The sequence below is a fragment of the Fibrobacter sp. genome, from assembly GCF_017545445.1.
Lineage (GTDB): Bacteria > Fibrobacterota > Fibrobacteria > Fibrobacterales > Fibrobacteraceae > Fibrobacter.
The window spans coordinates 13,256-32,114 of record NZ_JAFWOM010000067.1 but is presented as its reverse complement, the minus strand read 5'-3'; the positions used below and the strand labels follow the sequence as shown (position 1 = coordinate 32,114).

At 46.7% G+C, this 18,859-nt stretch carries 17 protein-coding genes; 11 read left to right on the top strand and 6 right to left on the bottom strand.

Annotation, left to right across the window (positions count from 1 at the left end):
- Positions 1-250: 250 nt before the first annotated feature.
- From IKG78_RS07270 to IKG78_RS07260, 3 genes are read right to left on the bottom strand one after another with little or no spacing between them, the layout of a single operon-like run.
- Entirely contained in the window at positions 251-577 is a 327-nt protein-coding gene (locus tag IKG78_RS07270) for a hypothetical protein (RefSeq protein ID WP_290941637.1), read from the bottom strand.
- Between the two features lie 13 nt (positions 578-590).
- The gene (locus IKG78_RS07265) at positions 591-779 is read right to left on the bottom strand and encodes a hypothetical protein (RefSeq protein WP_290941632.1); all 189 of its coding nucleotides are present in this window, start codon (positions 777-779) and stop codon (positions 591-593) included.
- Positions 766-1,323, bottom strand: coding sequence for a hypothetical protein (locus IKG78_RS07260; protein ID WP_290941627.1), 558 nt, complete (start codon positions 1,321-1,323; stop codon positions 766-768). Before IKG78_RS07260 ends, IKG78_RS07265 begins: the two co-directional genes overlap by 14 nt.
- A 478-nt stretch (positions 1,324-1,801) precedes the next feature.
- Between IKG78_RS07260 and IKG78_RS07255 the strand changes: the two genes are divergently transcribed.
- The 9 genes from IKG78_RS07255 to IKG78_RS07215 all read left to right on the top strand — a co-directional run bounded on the left by IKG78_RS07255 (position 1,802) and on the right by IKG78_RS07215 (position 11,786).
- A complete protein-coding gene (locus tag IKG78_RS07255) occupies positions 1,802-2,482 on the top strand; it encodes a DNA methyltransferase (protein ID WP_173344113.1) in 681 nt (226 codons plus the stop codon).
- A 73-nt stretch (positions 2,483-2,555) separates the two neighbouring features.
- A complete protein-coding gene (locus tag IKG78_RS07250) occupies positions 2,556-4,079 on the top strand; it encodes an Eco57I restriction-modification methylase domain-containing protein (RefSeq protein WP_290941621.1) in 1,524 nt (507 codons plus the stop codon).
- Positions 4,079-6,886, top strand: coding sequence for a DEAD/DEAH box helicase family protein (locus tag IKG78_RS07245; RefSeq protein WP_290941618.1), 2,808 nt, complete (start codon positions 4,079-4,081; stop codon positions 6,884-6,886). Before IKG78_RS07250 ends, IKG78_RS07245 begins: the two co-directional genes overlap by 1 nt.
- A gap of 394 nt (positions 6,887-7,280) precedes the next feature.
- Positions 7,281-7,580 carry a hypothetical protein gene (locus IKG78_RS20300; RefSeq protein ID WP_366074978.1) on the top strand — a complete coding sequence of 100 codons (300 nt, stop codon included), beginning with the start codon at positions 7,281-7,283 and terminating at the stop codon, positions 7,578-7,580.
- Positions 7,526-7,786: a hypothetical protein gene (locus IKG78_RS07235; protein ID WP_290941615.1), complete on the top strand. Its 261-nt coding sequence runs from the start codon at positions 7,526-7,528 to the stop codon at positions 7,784-7,786. The genes IKG78_RS20300 and IKG78_RS07235 overlap by 55 nt, the downstream gene beginning before the upstream one ends.
- Before the next feature lie 288 nt (positions 7,787-8,074).
- Entirely contained in the window at positions 8,075-9,232 is a 1,158-nt protein-coding gene (locus IKG78_RS07230; RefSeq protein WP_290941612.1) for an MBL fold metallo-hydrolase, read from the top strand.
- 319 nt (positions 9,233-9,551) lie between these two features.
- Positions 9,552-9,890, top strand: a complete 339-nt coding sequence (locus IKG78_RS07225) for a TIGR02147 family protein (RefSeq protein ID WP_290941610.1) — start codon at positions 9,552-9,554, stop codon at positions 9,888-9,890.
- Positions 9,891-9,980: 90 nt separating this feature from the next.
- Positions 9,981-10,796, top strand: coding sequence for a TIGR02147 family protein (locus IKG78_RS07220; RefSeq protein ID WP_290941609.1), 816 nt, complete (start codon positions 9,981-9,983; stop codon positions 10,794-10,796).
- 12 nt (positions 10,797-10,808) lie between these two features.
- The gene (locus IKG78_RS07215) at positions 10,809-11,786 is read left to right on the top strand and encodes a hypothetical protein (RefSeq protein ID WP_290941607.1); all 978 of its coding nucleotides are present in this window, start codon (positions 10,809-10,811) and stop codon (positions 11,784-11,786) included.
- Between the two features lie 135 nt (positions 11,787-11,921).
- Here the strand turns inward: IKG78_RS07215 and IKG78_RS07210 are convergent, their stop codons facing one another.
- Entirely contained in the window at positions 11,922-13,283 is a 1,362-nt protein-coding gene (locus tag IKG78_RS07210) for a polysaccharide deacetylase family protein (RefSeq protein ID WP_290941605.1), read from the bottom strand.
- A gap of 671 nt (positions 13,284-13,954) precedes the next feature.
- Between IKG78_RS07210 and IKG78_RS07205 the strand changes: the two genes are divergently transcribed.
- Together IKG78_RS07205 and IKG78_RS07200 are read left to right on the top strand one after the other, a co-directional pair.
- Positions 13,955-15,229 (top strand): adenosylhomocysteinase, encoded by a 1,275-nt coding sequence (locus IKG78_RS07205; protein WP_290941604.1) that lies wholly within the window; start codon positions 13,955-13,957, stop codon positions 15,227-15,229.
- A 48-nt stretch (positions 15,230-15,277) separates the two neighbouring features.
- Positions 15,278-16,249 (top strand): hypothetical protein, encoded by a 972-nt coding sequence (locus tag IKG78_RS07200; RefSeq protein WP_290941602.1) that lies wholly within the window; start codon positions 15,278-15,280, stop codon positions 16,247-16,249.
- A gap of 59 nt (positions 16,250-16,308) precedes the next feature.
- On the opposite strand, the gene IKG78_RS07195 is transcribed toward IKG78_RS07200, so the two are convergent.
- Together IKG78_RS07195 and IKG78_RS07190 are read right to left on the bottom strand one after the other, a co-directional pair.
- On the bottom strand, positions 16,309-17,694 hold the full coding sequence (locus IKG78_RS07195; protein ID WP_290941600.1) for an MATE family efflux transporter: 1,386 nt from the start codon (positions 17,692-17,694) through the stop codon (positions 16,309-16,311).
- 234 nt (positions 17,695-17,928) lie between these two features.
- Complete coding sequence (locus IKG78_RS07190) at positions 17,929-18,804, bottom strand: GGDEF domain-containing protein (RefSeq protein WP_290941597.1); 876 nt, start codon at positions 18,802-18,804, stop codon at positions 17,929-17,931.
- Positions 18,805-18,859 lie beyond the last annotated feature (55 nt).

The window sequence follows — 18,859 nt, the reverse complement described above, 5'->3', positions numbered from 1 at the left end:
TCGCCTGCGCGCCACTTTTAGACTAAAAATGTTGGATTCTTTGTCTAAATCTCACAAAAATAAGCACATTTAGACAAGAAATAATGTTTTTTGTGTCTAAATCTTGTGTTTAGCTGTGATAGAAATAGGAGGGGAAAGCCTTCCCCTCGCTCCTGCTACGCCGTCATGGCGGGCCTCGCCCCGCCATTTAGTCGTATCATCCGCTACCCCTTCTAACGGGCCCTCAGTCGCCGGCCCGCAACGCCCCGGCTTACTTTAAGTTAGACTGCCATTTCTCTATTTTACGTTTTATAGGCAAAACGCTTCTAGGAATATTATTTTCATCGCAGATGATTTCTGCAAGGGTCCTATTTCCAATTTTGTAAGAGTGTACGAGTGCTTCGAGGTCGTTAAACTCTTCACATCGTAAATCATCGAAATAACTATCGGAATTCTCGTCTTGCAGATGAATTCTTACTTTGCCTATACCTGTAAAAGGATCATCAAATTCGATTAGATGCCATTTCTCCTCGTATTTGAATTCGATGCCTGTTGTGCATTCTTCAAAGAAATTTTCAACGGATTTGAAAGAAATCATTTTGCCGGACGCTCTACACCTTGAATTGCAAGATTTCTTCGGCAGACAGCATGTCGATTTTTTTCCCGACACGCTCGGCATACTTTCCCAATTCATAGATATTCAGCTTGCTTTTGGGCGGTTCCTTGTATGGATCAGGCGTAGCCATGTATTCTTCCATGGAATCTGCCACAATGACGGCTGGCTTTCTAGTTCCACTCATAGGTGTAGACCTCCAAAAGATTTTTGGCTGCTGCCTTGTCAATCATAAACTGATAAGGATGTTGCGCCCCTAAATAGGATGCTCCTAACACATCAATATAGTGATTTAACAGCTCTTTGTTAAGGGCAAAACCATGAACAAATCCTTCATGTCCCCACAAAAATGACCGGTCCGCAGCAATTGCAAAAAGATGTCCGCCAACACCACTATATTTCTGCACTCCAAATCGATGTTTGTTGTTATGCGGAGCGGTGCAACCCCAATGCAGGTACGCAGCTTTCACTGAAATGTCGTTTTTTACTCCCACAAGCCCTTGAATTTCGTTGTTGTCCTTCAAGGCAAGTGCGAAAACTTCAACACTATTGGGAACCTCGATCCAGTCAATTCCCCATCCGTTCTTTTCGTTAAACTTTTTCAGAAACGAGCGGCTCTCAATCCTGAACACCACGGTTTCCTTGATTTCTCCGGTGTCGGTATCCTTGAGGCAGGGGACGATTTCGTCAAGCCAGATTCCGACACCGCCGATTTTTGCATCGCTGTACATCGTTTACTCCTTTCCCCGCGGACATGCGTAAAAACAGCGGGGCTTTTTATTAAATTTGCTCTTTTGAACACTATAAATATAAACTTTCCAGGGGCGGATGTCAAGAGGTTTTCAGAAAAAATTCATTTTTCCCTATTCCAATAATCTATATTGCTGTTGACATAGCCCCATTCCTCATGGTTTGGGGCGCATAGAAATTTGAGTTATTGCTCTTATTCTCGCCTCGAAAACGACCAAAATTTCAAGTATCAGAGAGTAAGGCAAGCACTCACGCACCCTGTGCGTGGGTCGTTTGTGCTTATCTGATACAAGGCTTCTTGGTCGTTGCCTGAGGCGGTGGGTGCATTCGACTCCACGCCTTTTTTGTTGAAAAGGACTTCGGCTCGGTCATGCCCGTGCAAGCGCGGTCGCGACTCTCGCCTTACGCCTTTTTGTGGATTGGATGTACGGGAATCGGGGCAAGCAACCCCGAGGTCCTGTGAAGGTTCAAAAGACAAAGCCGGAAAAGAATCCGGCGCAGATTAAGTCCAAGGAACGCGTCGCCGCCCATGGCGAGGTATTTACTGCTGACCGCGAAGTGAACGCAATGCTTGACTTGGTAAAGCAGGAGACCGAGCGCATTGATTCTCGATTCTTGGAACCCGCCTGTGGAACGGGCAACTTTCTCGTAAAAATTCTAGAACGCAAACTTGACGTGGCCAAGAAAAAATACCGCCGTAGCCCGTTGGACTTCGAACGGAATTCTGTCTTGGCTCTATCCAGCATCTATGGTGTTGATATTCTCGCGGACAATGCGGAAACCTGCCGCGGCCGTCTCTTCAAGATTTGGAACAAGGCTTACAAGTCTGTTTGTAAAAGCGACCTGAACGAAGATACGCAAAAGTCGGCACAGTTCATTTTGGAACGTAATATCGTTTGCGGAAATGCTCTGTCTTTGATGAAGGTCGATGAAAACGGAAACGATACGGATAGTCCGATTGTGTTTTCGGAATGGGCTTTTGTGCGGGGCAACACTATGCAACGCAAAGACTACACCTTTGCGGATTTGATGCGCATTGGTGAAGGCTCTGAACTTGCTATGCCAAGTGACGAAGGAAATTTTTTGACGCAGTACACCTCTGATTACAGGAGACTATGGCAAGATGATAAACAAGCATAATCCCGATGTCTTGAGTTGCCTTGCAAACTTGAGCAACGATGAAGTGTTTACGCCGCCCGAGGTGGTGAACCGCATGCTTGATATGCTCCCGCAGGAACTGTTTGAAAGTACCGAGACAACGTTCCTTGACCCCTGTTGCAAAACGGGTGTGTTTTTGCGAGAAATTGCAAAGCGTTTGTTGGCGAATCAAATGCCGGGATACGAGCAAGCCGTAGAAGAAATAAACGCCAAGAAAGCGAACGGTCAAAAACTTTCGCCTGATGAAAAATGGTTTATGAACCAGTTGCAACATTCCATAGACCATATATTCCACAACCAGTTGTTCGGAATAGCCATTACCGAAATGACGAGTCTAGTGTCTCGCCGAAGCGTCTATTGTTCCAAGTGGCCTAATGGCGAATACTCTGTATCAAAGTTCGATAATCCCGAAGGAAATATCCGGTTCAAACGGATAAACCACACTTGGGTAAATGGCAAGTGCAAGTATTGCGGAGCAAGTGAAGAACAGTATAGCCGTGGAGATACTCTTGAAACGCATGCTTATGAATGGATTCACACTGAAAACCCCGAAGGAATTTTCAACATGAAGTTTGACGTGATTATCAGCAACCCACCGTACCAATTGAGCGATGGAAGTGGTGGAAGTACAGACAGTGCAATGCCTATTTATCAAAAATTTATTTCTCAGTCAAAAAAATTGAATCCAAAGAATTTAATAATGATTGTCCCTTCTAAATGGATGGTTGGAGGTCGAGGCCTTGATTCGTTTAGAAAGGAAATGCAAGACGATTTAAGATTGCAAAGAATTGTTGATTATGAGGACGCGTCTGCGTGTTTTCCTGGAATTCATATTGATGGTGGCGTATGCTATTTCTTGTGGAAAAATGATTATAAAGGGAAATGCAATTATTCCTTTATTTCTAATGACGGATCCATTTCTGAAAATAAACGTTTCTTGAAAAACGACGTATTTGATTATGTTATTAGGGACAACCGTATTCAATCTATTTTGGAAAAAACATCCCAAGATGGCAAGTTTAATGAATATGTTTCAAACGTTAAACCGTTTGGCATAAGGGGTTATCTGTTTAATGAGCCTGATAGATACCCTACTGCAAATTTGAAGGACAAACCTTATAAGGATTCTGTTCATATATATGGTGTAAAGGGTATAAAGGGAGGTGCAAGAAGAACTGAAGGATATATAAAAAGAGATCTTGTTAGCAATAATGAAGAAGCTATAGATAAATACAAGCTTTTCTTTACAACAAGTTATTCAACAAATGCAGTTAACCCTCCGGATGTAATTGTCGGTAATCCTGGTGATGTTTGTACTGAAACTTTTTTGTTGATTGGACCATTTAGAACCAAAAAAGAACAGCAGAACTGCTATTCATATATTCATACGAAGTTTTTCAAATTCCTCTTGTATCATGGGAAGGGAACGATGCACGTCAATAAGGCTGTATTTGGATTAATCCCTATGCTAGATTTTTCAAAACCTTGGACGGATGAGGAATTATATAGCAGATATAAACTAACGAAAAATGAAATTAAATTCATAGAACAGCTTTTTGAAAACACGGAGGACGCCTAATGCCTTCCGTTCAGTTAGACGAATTTCTCAGAGAGCGTCCTGAAGTCAACCCAACCATCTATGCCTATACAATCCCCGAGGTTGAAAAACTTAGGGGCTATATCAAGGTCGGCTTTACAGACCGTAATGTCGAAGCTCGAATCAAGGAACAGCTGCATACGGCAGGCCTTGAAGGAAAAATACTCTTCAAGGAATCGGCAATGTGCGCCGATGGTTCATGCTTTACCGATAAACAAGTTCACAAGATTCTTGAACGCAAAGGTTTTACTCGGCTGAACCAAGGCAAAGACCGAAACGAATGGTTTTTCTGTAAAGAAGAAGATGTTCTTGCCGCCATCAAGGAGCTCCGTACAGGTAAGCGTATTGATGAAGATCGCAACGAAACATTTGAAATGCGCCCGGAGCAGGAACGTGCCGTTGAAATAACGAGCGCCTACTTTAAGGCGACTTTGAAGGAAAAACCCGAGAGTTCGCCAAAATTCCTTTGGAATGCAAAGATGCGTTTTGGCAAGACTTTTGCCGCCTATAAGCTGGCACAGTCAATGAAGTTGAAGCGAATCTTGGTTCTGACTTTCAAGCCTGCGGTGGAAAGTGCCTGGGCTGATGACCTGTATCATCATGTAGATTTTAAGGGATGGCAATTCATCTCGAATAAAGACGCTAGGGATATCAATTTTTCTATAGATGAAGAATTTGAAGAAGCGGACAAGAATAAACCGATTGTAGTATTCGGTTCGTTTCAAGATCTGCTAGGGCGTAATGATGCTGGTGGTATCAAGGCGAAAAATGAATTTATCCACTCTGAAAAATGGGATTTAGTCATTTTTGACGAATACCATTTTGGCGCATGGCGAGAAAATGCGAAGAATCTCTTCGAAAAGCAGGACGAAGAAGCGGAAGTTAATTTTGACCAAGAAGAATTCCAACGCAAGGAAGCCGCGAATGCGATGGATGAATCTTTCTTGCCAATAACGACAAAGTATTATCTCTATCTTTCGGGAACGCCGTTCCGTGCACTCAATTCCGGTGAATTCATCGAAGAACAGATATTTAACTGGACATATTCCGATGAACAGCGTGCAAAAGAAACCTGGGTCGGAAAGAATAATCCATACAAGGCTCTCCCGCGTATGGTGCTGATGACTTACAAGATTCCCGAAAGCATTCGCGAAGTTGCTAGTCAGGGTGAATTTGATGAATTCGATTTGAACGAGTTCTTTAAGGCGGAAGGTAAAGGTGAAGACTCCAAATTTAAGCACGAAAATGAAGTGCAGAAATGGCTCGATTTGATTCGTGGTTCTTATTTGCCATCCAGTGTTGATGACTTGAAACTCGGACAAGACAAGCGACCGCCTATGCCGTATTCCGATACGCGCTTGCTGAATATCTTGACGCACACTTTGTGGTTCTTGCCCGATGTTGCCGCATGCGATGCAATGAAGAATCTGATAGATCAAAGGCAAAATACTTTCTATCACGATTATAAAGTTATCGTATGTGCCGGGACAAAGGCGGGCATTGGCCTGGAGGCTCTCAAACCAGTGCAAGCTGCAATGGCGAATCCTCTCAATTCGAAAACTATTACGCTTTCATGCGGTAAGCTCACGACAGGTGTGACGGTTCGCCCCTGGACGGGCGTGTTCATGCTCCGGAATCTGAAGAGTCCTGAAACATATTTCCAGACGGCTTTCCGTGTGCAATCTCCTTGGGAAATCAAGGACGATAAGGGTAATCCGCAGATTATCAAGGAAAACTGCTATGTGTTTGACTTTGCACTAGATCGTGCGCTGAAGCAGATTTCAAGTTATAGTTCAAGGCTTGATATCAACGAATCGGACCCCGAAAAACGTGTCGCCGAATTTACGAAGTTCCTGCCGGTGCTTGCTTATGATGGTTCCGCCATGATGCAACTAAATGCAGAAGCCATTCTTGATATCGCTATGTCGGGAACTTCTGCAACGCTTTTGGCTCGCCGTTGGGAATCCGCTTTGCTCGTAAATGTTGATAACGATACTCTTAAACGTTTGATGGACAACCCCGAGGCGATGGACGCCTTGATGCGTATTGAAGGCTTCCGTAGTCTTAATTCGGATATTGAAACGATTATCAATAAATCGGAGAAAGTCAAGAAAGCAAAAACTAAAGATGGTCCGTTGACGCCAAAGCAGAAACGAGAACTTACCGAAGAAGAAAAAGAATTCAAGGCGAAACGCAAACAAATTCAGGAAAAACTTATCAAGTTTGCGACGCGTGTTCCCGTGTTCATGTATCTGACGGACTATCGCGAACGATGCCTAAAAGATGTAATTACGCAACTGGAACCGGGACTTTTTAAGAAAGTTACGGGTCTTGAAGTTAAGGATTTTGAATTGCTGTGCTCACTCAATGTATTCAACGCCAGCTTGATGAACGAAGCAATCTTCAGCTTCAAGCGCTACGAAGATTCTAGCCTGAGCTATACCGGCCTTGACCTCCATGCCGGAGACGATGTCGGCGGCTTCGATACGGTACTTCGCCGCAAAGAGTACGAGGAATTGTTCTATGGACAACAGCGTTCAATGATGGCTGTAGAGCATGGTGAAGATTATACTAGAAACGAGAATGTTTCACCTGAAGTTGCGATGGCTGCTGAAAGGCGGGCTTTATATTCACGCATCAAGGCTGGTTCTATTGTTACGCACAAGCAACTAGGCAAAGGCGTTGTTGATAGGATATCCAAAGATTATAAGTATATCCATGTCAAATTCGGTAAAACAGAAAAAATGTTTGTATTCTACGATACGTTCAAGAAAGGACTTTTGAAATAATTTGTCAAAACCTCTTGACAACCGCCATCTAGTAATTTACATTTAGTGCACAAGTGTGTAGAAATTGTTTTCCGCGCACGAAGCAAAACAATCAAAGCCCCGCCTTTTTATGCATGTAGGCGGAGGGAGGAAAGATGAATACTAGCCAAACAAGGCGTTGCTTGTAAAAGGGGCTCGCCAGGTGGGAAAAAACCACGCCATTCGACGCGTACTAACGGCAGAACACGCGGATTTCTTTGAGATAAACCTCATAGAGACCCCTGCCGCGGTAGATATTCTTGCCGCTGCGAAAACAGTCGATGACCTTGTTCTGGTTTTTTCGGCTCTTAGCATATAGAAACTGGAAAGAGGCAAGACAATCATCTTCATTGACGAAGTCCAGAAATACAAGGAGATGATTACCAAAATCAAGTTCTTTGAGGAAGAAGGGTGTTTCCGATATGTCTTGAGCGGATCGCTCCTTGGAGTGGAACTGACGAATCTTGATTCTGCGCCGGTGGGCTACATGACCACGGTAGAAATGTTCCCGCTTGATTTTGAGGAATTCCTGCAAATCACGAATATCGACGACAACATCGTTTCTAGTTTGCGTTCGTCTTTCGAAAACCGGACTCCTGTCATGGATGCGGTAAACCAAAAATGCTGGACCTGTTCACTCGCTACCTTATCGTGGGCGGCATGCCGGAGGCCGTGAGCAACTTTGCGGACAACAGCAACCTGAACGATGTCATGCGAATCCATCGCGACATATTGAATCAGTACAAGCTTGATTTTACCCAATACGAAACGGAAGACAAGCGCCTGTTATTGACAAGTGCCACGAACGGTTTAGCATTATGCCAAAATACAGCCCGCCGCAAGACCCTTTTTGCTATAACAGTTGAAAAATCCATGCAATAGGGGTACGAAGGAACGGTACATGGTTTTTGCCTTTAACAAAACGCTCTTAAATCACTATATTGAAGTTCTAGGGCGACCTATTTAGGCACTTTGCATCCCTATCCATTAAAGGTAAACTGAACTTGCTGGAGTTGGGAAAATACGCAAGGCGTGTCGGGAAAACTGTTGATAAATTGACCGCTGAAGAAATTCCGACAGGTTCAGATTGAGGAAAATCGCATAATTCCCTGTCAATTTCATAAGGCGTAAGTAGGCTTTTTTATATTTCCCCACAAAAAAGGAATTGTCATGAAGAACTTTAGCGAAAACATCAAGTACATCGGTGTGGATGACCGCGATTTGGATTTGTTCGAAGGCCAGTACGTGGTGCCCGAGGGCATGGCGTACAATTCGTATGTAATTGTTGATGAAAAGATTGCCGTGATGGATACGGTCGATGCTCACAAGGTAAGCGAGTGGCTTGCCAACTTGGAAGCTGCTCTCGCTGGCCGCAAACCGGATTACTTGGTGATTCACCACTTGGAACCGGATCACGCCGGTGGCATTGCGGACTTTGTCGCAAAGTACCCGGAGGCAACCCTCGTGGCGTCTGCGAAGGCGTTCGCGCTGTTGCCGCAGTTCATGACGCTCCCGGCAACGATCAAGACGCAGACCGTGAAGGAAGGTGATACGCTTGCGCTCGGTGCTCACGCTTTGCAGTTTATCGGTGCTCCGATGGTGCACTGGCCCGAAGTTTTGTTCAGCTACGAACAAAACGAAAAGGTGCTGTTCTCCGCCGACGCATTCGGCAAGTTCGGTGTTTATGATGCCGACCCGGACGACTGGGCATGCGAAGCTCGCCGCTACTACTTCAATATCGTGGGCAAGTACGGCAACCAGGTGCAGGCGGTTCTCAAGAAGGCTGCCGCGCTCGACATCAAGACGATTTGCCCGCTGCACGGCCCGGTGCTCACCGAAAATCTGGGCTACTACATCGACAAGTACAACACTTGGAGCAGCTACGCTCCCGAAGACAAGGGCGTGCTCGTGGCATTCGCCTCGATTTACGGCGGAACCAAGAAAGCCGCGGAATTGCTCGGCGAGAAGCTCAAGGTTGCCGGTGTCGAGAAGGTGGTGGTTTCTGACCTTGCCCGCAGCGACATGGCCGAAGTCATCGAAGACGCTTTCCGCTACGACCGCATGGTGGTGGCCGCCCCCACATACGATGCGGGCCTCTTCCCGGTGATGGAAGACTTCTTGAATCACTTGAAGGCAAAGAATTATTCTAACCGCAAGGTGGGCGTTATCGAGAACGGCACGTGGGCCCCGATGGCAGCGAAGAAGATGACGGAAATCCTTTCCACGCTCAAGAACGTGACTCTTGCCGAAACGGTAGTGACGGTAAAGTCAACGCTCAACGCCGAGTCCGAAACCGCTATGGACAAACTTGTGGCCGAGATGGTTTAAGAAAACGCCACGAGTCCGTTGCTTGTCATGCCCGCCACCTTTGTCACCCCGGCCACAGTGCCGGGGTCGGTTTTAAGTGCATGCCTTCTCGTACTACCTCAAGATTTTATCAAGAACATATGACTAATTGCCAATAACCAGAAACTATTGCAACCCTCCTCTGATTCATCTGCAATCATGAGTGATTCATTTAATTTATAAAATTTTTGAAATTTGTAAAATTTACGTAATTTTACTAAAAAATGCAATCTTTGTATCATTTTATGTGTTGCAAACATAATCTAAATGAGGTATATTTGATTTTGTAGGGAGGTTGAACTTGAAACCGATAACCGAATATTTGGATTACCGAAAGTACATACTAGATTACTTCGACTGGCGAAAACGGAGTTCTGCGTTCTCGTGGCGTAAATTCTCCAAGCAAGCCGGGTTTGCGTCACCATCGTACTTGAAACTTGTCTGTGATGGCAAAGGTTGTCTGAGTCGTGTGGGAGTCCCGCAAGTGGCAAAAGCTATGGATCTTTGTGAATACGAGTGCGAGTACTTCAAATACATGGTAGATTTCACAAATATAACGGATGACGGCAAGAAAAAAGATGCCTTATGCAAAATGGAAGCATTGCGTGAGCCGTTTCGTTGTGGACTTGTTTTATGGTAGAGTACTTTTGTCGCAAATTATCTGATTTGGAAAATCCTGAGTTCCTAAAAAGTGAATGAGAGTGAATTTGTTTCCGTAAGGAGAATGAACATGAAGTCGATAACAGAATATCAAGACTATCGAAAGTACATGCTTGACTATTTTGACTGGCGAAAACGAAGCTCTGCGTTCTCGTGGCGTGAATTTTCCAAGATTGCCGGATTCTCATCGCCGTCATACTTGAAACTTGTTTGTGATGGTAAAAGTTCGCTGAGCCGTGTGGGTGTCCCTCTGGTGGCTGCTGCGATGGGCATGAATGAATTTGAACAAGAGTATTTCAAGCTCATGGTCGAATTCACGAATGCCAAAGACGACGAAAAGAGAAAAGAAACGTTCCGCAAAATGAAAGAATTTGCAAGCGAACAGCGTGCACGTGTGTTGAATGCTGATGCATTTGACTATTACGAATCGGCGGTGAATTCTGTTGTTCGTGAACTTGCTCCTTTGATGCCGGGGGCGCTTCCGGGTGAACTTGCCAAGAAAATCAAGCACACCTTCACGGCGCAACAAGTCCGTGATTCGCTAAAGCTCTTGGTCAAGCTCGACATCCTCAAGGCTCTTGGCGAAAATGTCTATGAGCTAACGGACAAAGTCATTACAGGGTCTGGCGAAGCACTTAAGCTTGCGCTCCGCTCCATGAACGGCCAGATGATTGACCTTGCTCGCGAAGCCATCGAAAAAATCGCTCCTGGTGAACGCAACATTTCGGGCGTGACGATTGGCGTTGATGAAACCGCTGTGAATCGCATCTCCGAAGAGGTGGACCGTTTTCGCAAACATGTCATCGCCATCGCCGGCGAATCCAAGAAAATCAACCAAGTTTATCGTTTAAATCTACAGCTTTTCCCGCTGACGGAAAAAGTGTAAGGAGGAAAAATTATGAATATCAAAAAAATTCAAAGGAAGATTCCTATGCACTTCAAAAAAATCATTCCGCTTTCGCTCGCTTCTATGAGCGTGATGGGCGCCTTTATCGCTTGTTCCGATAACAAGGTGGTGGGGGCTGATGAACAGCCTAGTACCGTGGCGGTGACACTGCCGTTAGATGCGACTTCTGCAGAAAAGAGCGCTGCCCTTATGGCTAAGATGAACGAAGTGTCTAGGCCCAATAAGGCGACTGCTGTTTTTCTGACAAGCGCTTTTGCTGGGGTTCAAGGCGAACAGTATGTTTTAGCTTTTGACACGGTTAATGCCCGCCAGACTTATGATGATGCGATGCAAGCTCTGATCAATAATGATGTTATTGATACTTCGTACCAAAATGGCAATGGTTGGATATGCTCAAAGACCGAAGATGGAACTTGCGGTAATTTTTATCATAAGTTTGGTGACGTATATACAATGCAAGATGAAAATGGAGTTCTGTATGGTGAAATTTCAGTAGATGAAACTGCTTTTTCAAGGCGGGATTTCTTGAAAAGTATCTATTGTTTAAGTGAAGGAGTAAACGATTATTTTAAGATTTCTGCTGATTCGAAATCTGTTGGTATGGATCTAAAAACGAAGGATTCTGTTATGACGGTGCAGTTTATGCAAGATTGCATAGCAGAAAATGGTTTCGTCCATAAATCGGGGGCGAATGGAGTATGGACTTATAAATGTGTTATTTCTAGAACATGGGAAGAGGACGATAACCACTTTAAAAACCCTTATTGGAAAAAGTATGCCGCCCATGTTGTAGATAATTGCAGATCAGATTCAGAATATGGGGAAAACTATCCTAATGTACCATGTATTTCTGAATCCTGTTCAGAATATAGTATGGATGAACTTCTAGATACGATGCGATCCGTACATGAACAAATGTTTAGACAAGATCAAGATTCAAATGACCGGAATGAAGAACATCAAGACTAATCCAATTACACCTTAAATAAAAAGTACTCCCGTTCATTGATTATTGAACGGGAGTTATTCATATTTACCCTATCAACTCAAACAAAAAGCCCGCTCCAATCGGAGCGGGCTTTCCCTAAACCACGAATTTTTGAATTACTTGATGTTCATTGTCCAAGCTCTGTTGCCGATTTTTACGACATACATGCCCTTGGCACCGGTATAGACTTTCTGCAACATGCCGATACCCTTGGTGGTGCGGACGACGTTACCGAGGCTGTTGAACACGGTGATGTTCAATCCCTGGGCGTTCTGCACGGTGATGTAGCCGCTTGCGTCAACGTATGCTACGAGGTGGCGACCGTCAATTGCTTGCATCGGGAGAGCTTCTGTCGCGCTGGATAAGCCCGGTTCGGTGCTAGAAGATGAATGATGATGGCTTCTGCTGGAACTCGATGCTTCCGTTGCGCTGGAAGAGGTTGCTTCTACGCTGGAGCTGGATTCCGGCTTCGGAGCTTCGCCGCCAGAAATCACGATGTCGCCTGCGTTCGGGACTGCGTCAAAGTAGATGTATCCGCCGTCAATCTTCGATTCGAGCTTGGCGTCGCCCTGCTTCACTTCGGCCTTGGAACCGTCGAACTTCACGCGGATGGAAAGCGGATAGTCGTACTTGGAAATGTTGTCAGCGATGTTGTGGGTGAGCTTGACGGTGATGTTTCCGCCGCTGCTGCTAGCTTCGACCTTGGATGCCTTGCGTTCCTTGAGGTACATGGCGACATGGCCCATCGGGGCTACCCAAATGTCCTTGTCGTTCTGCTGGGCCCACTTGAGTGCTCCATCGATAGCGTTGAGGTCGGTCGGGGAGTAGTTGGCGTTGCCGTTTTGCTTGCCCTGGAAACCGTGAGTGAGGAATGCAGCCCAGCCGTTGCTCTGGATGACTTTCTGCATTCTGCCGGTAAAGTCGTTCGTGCTCTTGAGCTGGCCTTCGGCACCGGTCATGGTGGCAGGAACTTGAGCCCAGTTGGAGGGACCGTCCTTGCCCATTTCGTCGCCCATGCCTTTCCAGCTGCCGTTGCAGATTCGGCCTACGATGTAGTTCTGCTTGACCGCACTTTCGTTAGGCACGTTGCAGTTTGGGTAGGCGACCGTGATGATGCCGTATTTCTGCTTGATTTTGCCTTCGATGGCTTTTTTTGAAGAAGCTTCTTCGCCGCTCATGTTTTGGCCGTGGGTGTTGCTGTGGCTTGCGATTTCGTGCCCTTCGTCGGCCAAACCCTGGAATCCGCTCCAGTTGGGGTTCCAGTTCACCACCAGGTTGAAGGTGGCTTTGTAGCCATACTTCTTGAACGTCGGACCAGCGTCAGTCACGTGGCTCGGTGCACCGTCGTCAAACGTGAACGAAGCCGCTCCCTTGCGGAAACCTGACCAAGTGCCGATTTCGGCAGTCTGGGCGAATGCGGAACCAGCCGCAAACATGCCTGCAGTGACTGCAGCGATAGAAATTTTCTTGTAGTTCATTATCCACACCTTTTAGAAATTAATCCATATTATGCACAATATAATCTATCCCCATATAAAAGGAAACGTGCTATGTTAAATTTCTTTTTGTTGTATAAATATGCAACAGGGGAGATTCGTAACGTCATTCTAGCATCGTCATTCCTTTTAAAGCGAAAAAAGGTGGCTCGATTACATACTAAAAATGCATTTGGTCGCATTTAGTATGTAATTGGGGTAATCGTATTTTATCCCTTACATACTAAACGGATTTTTTGGGGGTCTTAGTATGTAATTTCGGCATCTAAAAAGATGTTTTGAGGGCTTTTCGAGGCTTTAGAAAAGCAAAAATGCCATTTAATGTGCTTTTTGGAATGCTTTGACTCTCTTTTTTACATACTAAAACGTCAATTTTCTCTTTTAGTATGTAATCGAATAAATTAACAATTTCCATTTTGCATACTAAAAGACTGTTTCGGAGAGTTTAGTATGTAAAACAATGAAAAAAACACGGAAAAAAAGCAACAGTGCATCTCACATTTGCCCAGTCATCCCCCAGCCGACGTCAAGCATTCGCCATTACTCAGCTGCCATCTACCGCCGCCGTCCCTTAGCCGCCATCTTCCAGTTAACTTTTACCAACAAACATTTACAAGTCAACATTTACTCACTAAATTCTTATATTTCTTAACATGGATATATTGACGATTTTCTCTTCCGTTCTTGATGAAGCTTATTTGCCGAATGAATACCCGGCTCTCGCCGCTCTTGAAGCTGAATGGGCGGTTAAACGCCCGTTCGATGGCCTTCGCGTGCTTGTGGCGACTCCGATTTACCGCAATACAATGACGCAATATCGTGCACTTTTAGCGGGCGGGGCGACACTTTTGGTCGGTTTTTCCGGCATGAACGATAGAGAAATTGTCGAATTTTTGAAGGATAACGACGTTCCGGTCGTGACTCCTGCAGAAATGCTTGAAGCGGAATCTCGCGGAGAATTCGTCGATTTGGTGCTTGACTGTGCGGGCCCTTTTGCGGGGCTGCATCCTAAAATTGGCTTTGTTGAACTCACGCGTTCAGGCGTGCAGTATTATAAAGATGCAGAAAAACCTGTTTATGTAGCCGATAGCGGCATCGTCAAGCGGATAGAAACTTCGCTTGGGACGGGGGATGGCTATTTTCGTGCACTTGAAAAGCTCGGTTTTGCCAAAACAGTGTTTGATGACTCAGGGAATGAGTCCGGGAAGAATTTCGAGGGTCGGCGTCTGTTAGTCTTTGGCAGCGGCAAAGTCGGTTCTGGAATTGCGCTTCTAGGCGTGCGTCGAGGCTGTAACGTTACCGTCGTGACGGATTTGTCGCGTTCGGATGCTCAAAATTCTGCAAATCCAGCGGATTCGGCTACTTCTTTGACGGATAAGACTCCGGTGGCTTCAGCTTCGGTGGATTCTGCAACGCCGGATTCCGAGGCGTCAGAAAAAATGCCTGCGGGAGACTTTTCCTCGATACTTTTGCAGAATGGAGTCGAAGTTGTCGATTGCCATGACTATGAAGTCGTTTCTTCGCTGATTTACGCTTCCGATTTTGTGGTGACGGCAACTGGCGTGAAAAATGCTCTTGCGGCCCCGGAACTTCAAGAACCGCTTCTTTCGACTACAGCGATTCTTGCGAACATGGGTGTAGAAGATGAATATGGCGAAGCTATTCCGGCAGAACGCGTGCTCAACGCCAAGGGACCGTTGAATTTTATCCTCGAAGAACCGACGCACCTCAAGTACATCGATACGTCACTTGCTTTGCATGCTGCACTCGCCGAACTCCTTGTGCAAGAGGCGGGGGAGGGTGGCTCTGGCCTTCGCTATCCGCCAGAGGAACTTGAACAGCGGATTCTTTCTATTGCAATCCAAGATGGAATCATCGGCCCTGAAATCTGCGACATGCTCGGCGGTATTCCTGCCGATTATGATTGATTTGGTCATCTTCCTAACCCCTAATACCTAAAACCTAAAGCCTGTACAATGTCTCCCGAAAACATGAAAAAGGTGGTTGATCTCTGCAACCAGATTTCGAATATCACCTACGAGAATTTGACGAAAATTATTCGCCTCGAACAGACGGGTAGCGCCACTGGCGCCCGCAAACTCGACGACAGCGACCAAAATGACATTGATTCTTGGATGGGCGGCGGCACATGCTTCAGCATGACGTGGCATCTCTATCAGGCCCTCACCGATATGGGCTTCAAGCCGCGTCTTGTCATGGGACACAAGCGCAAAGAACGGAACATCCATTGCGCCCTCATCCTGCCCGACCCAGATCCTTCGACTCCAAGCCTGCGGCTTTCCGCTCAGGATGACACTGCGCTGCGTTCGCCTCTTTATAACGCTGTCACCCCGGCCCCTGTGCCGGGGCCGGATTCTTGCAAAACCCCCTCGCAGCATTCACCTCTCTCGTCTCTAGTCTCTCGTCTTTCGTCTGACACCCCATACCCCAAAGCGACCGAAGGGAGCGACTTCATAGCCCATACCTCCTATCTCCTCGATCCCGGTTACTTGATTTTCGAACCGCTTCCCATGCCACTCCCGCAGCCGTTCGGCACGGGCGAAGCCTTCTTTCCGCTTTCCCCGAACTGCGTCCGCCTTGTGCGTCCGACGCTCGAATCCATGGAACTCTGGACCGGCGGCGCTGGCGCTCCCATGAAACTCCGCTTCGAATATCCCGTCGAAGGCGTCTCCGTCGAGGAATTCAAACACCACTGGAACGAAAGTTTCTACCGCGAAATGATGACGTACCCGGTTCTCAACCGCCTCGACCGCGAAAAAGGCGTTCAGTATTATTACCAAAAAGGAAACCTCGTTGTCCGTAACGCAACCGGCTCGCAGATGACCAAAATCGCCCCTGCCGACCGCGTAAAGACCCTCAGCGACATCTTCAAGCTATCGCCGGACATCATCGAAAAGGCCCTGAACATCTTAGAAAAAAGACATTAGACTGGGTTTTAATTTGTTTATGCCGTTCCGAAAATGAACTTTTTGCTTCCGAAATAGATTTACTTCAGCTTCTTGAGTTCGTGCATCAGCATCGCCATGCCAATGATCGCGGCACCCGTGTCGGCGATAGGCTGTGCCATGAACACGCCCTTCAGCTCAAAGAAGTGCGGCAGAATCAGCAGGAACGGAATCAATAGAATCACTTGGCGGCAAGCGTTGAGGAACATCGCCCTGAGCGCTTTTCCAGTTCCCTGGAAGAAATTGCCTGCCAGCATGCCGAAGGGAATCATGAAGAATGCCGCCGTGAAGATTCTCATGGTCCAAGCGGTGAGTTCCTGCAATTCGAGGTCCTTGGGGGCAAAGGGGGCGACGAAAGCTTCGGCTTGCCACATCACGGCTCCCCAGCAGAGGAACATGAACGCACCGGCGTAAATGAACGAGAACTTGAGCGTTTCCTTGACGCGGTTGTTGAGCCTTGCTCCATAATTGTAGCCGATGATGGGCTGCGTTCCGTGGACAAATCCCAAAAGCGGAAGCACGATAATCGAGACGATGCTGTTGATAATGCCGAATGCCGAAATCGCCAAGTCTCCGCCTGAAAGTTCTCCGGTGGGCTTGACACTTATGTTACCGTAAGTCGTGAGGCTCCACGCAAGAATCGCGTTCATGAGACTGTTGCAAATCTGCATCACGGATGGCGGCAACCCAAGAATGTAAATCTTGCGGACATAGGCGATGTGCAGCTTCATGTGGCGCCAGCGAATCTTGATGGGCGAGGATTTTTTGACAAAGAACTGCGTAATCAGGCTGCTTGCGATTAGTTGCGAACAAACTGTTGCCCATGCGGCCCCTTCGATTCCCCAGTGGAATTTCATGATGAACAGCCAGTCCAAAACGATGTTGCTGACAGCGCCTGCAATTTCGCGGAACATGGCGGTTTTGGGGTGTCCCATCGAGCGGATAAAGTGGTTCATGCCGGGTGCGATCGTCTGGAAAACGGCACCGCACAGCAAAATGCGCATGTAGCTTTCGGCAACGGGAAGCGTCTGTTCGCTGGCTCCGAATAATTTCAAGAGCGGCGTCATGAAAATTTCACCGAACGTAAAGGCGAGAATCGCCATGATAATCAATAGCGAAAACGAGTTGTTCAGAATAATGCTAGCTTGGATGTACTTCTTTTGTCCGAGACGAATCGCGAAAAGCGTGTTTCCGCCGACGCCGACCATCATCGACAACGCCATAATGAACAAACAAATCGGGAAGCAGAGCGTGATGCCTGCGATGCCGAGGCTCCCGACGCCTTGTCCTACGAAAAAGCGATCGACTATATTATATAGTGCGTTCACGCACATGCTGATGATGGCGGGAACTGAAAACTGCAAGACAAGCTTCGGGATGCTTGCTGTGCCAAAAGAATTAAGGCGTTCGGAGTAAAATTCACTCATCGGCGCCAAAGATAGAAAAATGACCTCCCCAGTGCAAGTTCTTTGGAGTATTAGATTTTAGGAACGTCCTGACGCGAAGCGGAAGAATCCGGTCGCAGTTCTAGCGAGCTATGTTTAAGGTTTTTATTATAGGGGGGCGGAATTGTGCTCTTGTCACCCCGGCCACTTTGCGATGTCACCCCGGACCAGTTCCGGGGCCGGCTTACACGGTTCTAATTACAGATACGAAACCTTCTAAACCGCTACTTGATTTTTGCCGTTATTCTTGGCAACGTATAACAGTTTGTCGCTTTCAGTAATGAGTTCATTAATTTGGGCGATATTCACGCCTTGACGCGAAGCTAGCCCAAGGGAAATCGTCACTGGAATTACGGAATCCATCCATGCGAAGATATGCCGCTCGACAGTCGAGCGTAGCTTTTCGGCCCGTTTCTTTGCGTCTTCGGGCGTAATTCCGTTCATGAGTAACAGAAATTCTTCTCCGCCGTAGCGGGCGAGCAAGTCGGAGTCGCGCTTTTCGTCGTTCAAAAGCCGTGAGACTTCTTTCAAAACCAAGTCGCCGCAAGGGTGCCCCCAAGTGTCGTTCACATGTTTGAAATTATCGACATCGATCATTACAACGTGGACGAACGTGTTGTTGCGACGAGCGAAGACTAACTCACCTGCGGAACGGTCCATGAATGCTTGACGGTTCAAAATGCCTGTGAGCGGGTCCTTTGTCGCTGCTTCGTACAGTTCGCGGCTGAACGCTTCTTCACTCGGATCTTTGTAGGCGACTTTCAAGACCATGCGGCCAATCTGGAGCCTGTTGTCGGAATTGAGAATCTGCCTGTGGACGAAGTTCCCGTCAACGAATGTTCCGTTTGTGCTGTTCAAGTCTTCTACGGTGACACTCCCGCCATCGAATGATAAGGCGCAGTGCCTACGGCTTACCAGTTCGTCTTCGAAGCGGATATCTGCATCTTGACCACGACCGAGAACCACGGTCCCCCTTTCAAGCGGAATCTGAGCAAACTGAGTTTGCGGATACAGGACTATTAAATGCGGATGGACCACCATCTGTTCGAACTGGATGGTATTGTCGTTACTCATGATGGTTTCGTCTTCCATAAAACTCCCTCGCGTGATCGCGGACACACTGCAAATATAAGTCCTTTTTTGGTTA

Bases quoted from the DNA above. Each gene is read 5' to 3' on its own strand.
- IKG78_RS07270 (WP_290941637.1), bottom strand. From the start codon at position 577: ATGATTTCTTTCAAATCCGTTGAAAATTTCTTTGAAGAATGCACAACA.
- IKG78_RS07265 (WP_290941632.1), bottom strand. From the start codon at position 779: ATGAGTGGAACTAGAAAGCCAGCCGTCATTGTGGCAGATTCCATGGAA.
- IKG78_RS07260 (WP_290941627.1), bottom strand. From the start codon at position 1,323: ATGTACAGCGATGCAAAAATCGGCGGTGTCGGAATCTGGCTTGACGAA.
- IKG78_RS07250 (WP_290941621.1), top strand. From the start codon at position 2,556: ATGCTTGATATGCTCCCGCAGGAACTGTTTGAAAGTACCGAGACAACG.
- IKG78_RS07245 (WP_290941618.1), top strand. From the start codon at position 4,079: ATGCCTTCCGTTCAGTTAGACGAATTTCTCAGAGAGCGTCCTGAAGTC.
- IKG78_RS20300 (WP_366074978.1), top strand. From the start codon at position 7,281: ATGATTACCAAAATCAAGTTCTTTGAGGAAGAAGGGTGTTTCCGATAT.
- IKG78_RS07235 (WP_290941615.1), top strand. From the start codon at position 7,526: ATGCTGGACCTGTTCACTCGCTACCTTATCGTGGGCGGCATGCCGGAG.
- IKG78_RS07230 (WP_290941612.1), top strand. From the start codon at position 8,075: ATGAAGAACTTTAGCGAAAACATCAAGTACATCGGTGTGGATGACCGC.
- IKG78_RS07220 (WP_290941609.1), top strand. From the start codon at position 9,981: ATGAAGTCGATAACAGAATATCAAGACTATCGAAAGTACATGCTTGAC.
- IKG78_RS07215 (WP_290941607.1), top strand. From the start codon at position 10,809: ATGAATATCAAAAAAATTCAAAGGAAGATTCCTATGCACTTCAAAAAA.
- IKG78_RS07210 (WP_290941605.1), bottom strand. From the start codon at position 13,283: ATGAACTACAAGAAAATTTCTATCGCTGCAGTCACTGCAGGCATGTTT.
- IKG78_RS07205 (WP_290941604.1), top strand. From the start codon at position 13,955: ATGGATATATTGACGATTTTCTCTTCCGTTCTTGATGAAGCTTATTTG.
- IKG78_RS07200 (WP_290941602.1), top strand. From the start codon at position 15,278: ATGTCTCCCGAAAACATGAAAAAGGTGGTTGATCTCTGCAACCAGATT.
- IKG78_RS07195 (WP_290941600.1), bottom strand. From the start codon at position 17,694: ATGAGTGAATTTTACTCCGAACGCCTTAATTCTTTTGGCACAGCAAGC.
- IKG78_RS07190 (WP_290941597.1), bottom strand. From the start codon at position 18,804: ATGGAAGACGAAACCATCATGAGTAACGACAATACCATCCAGTTCGAA.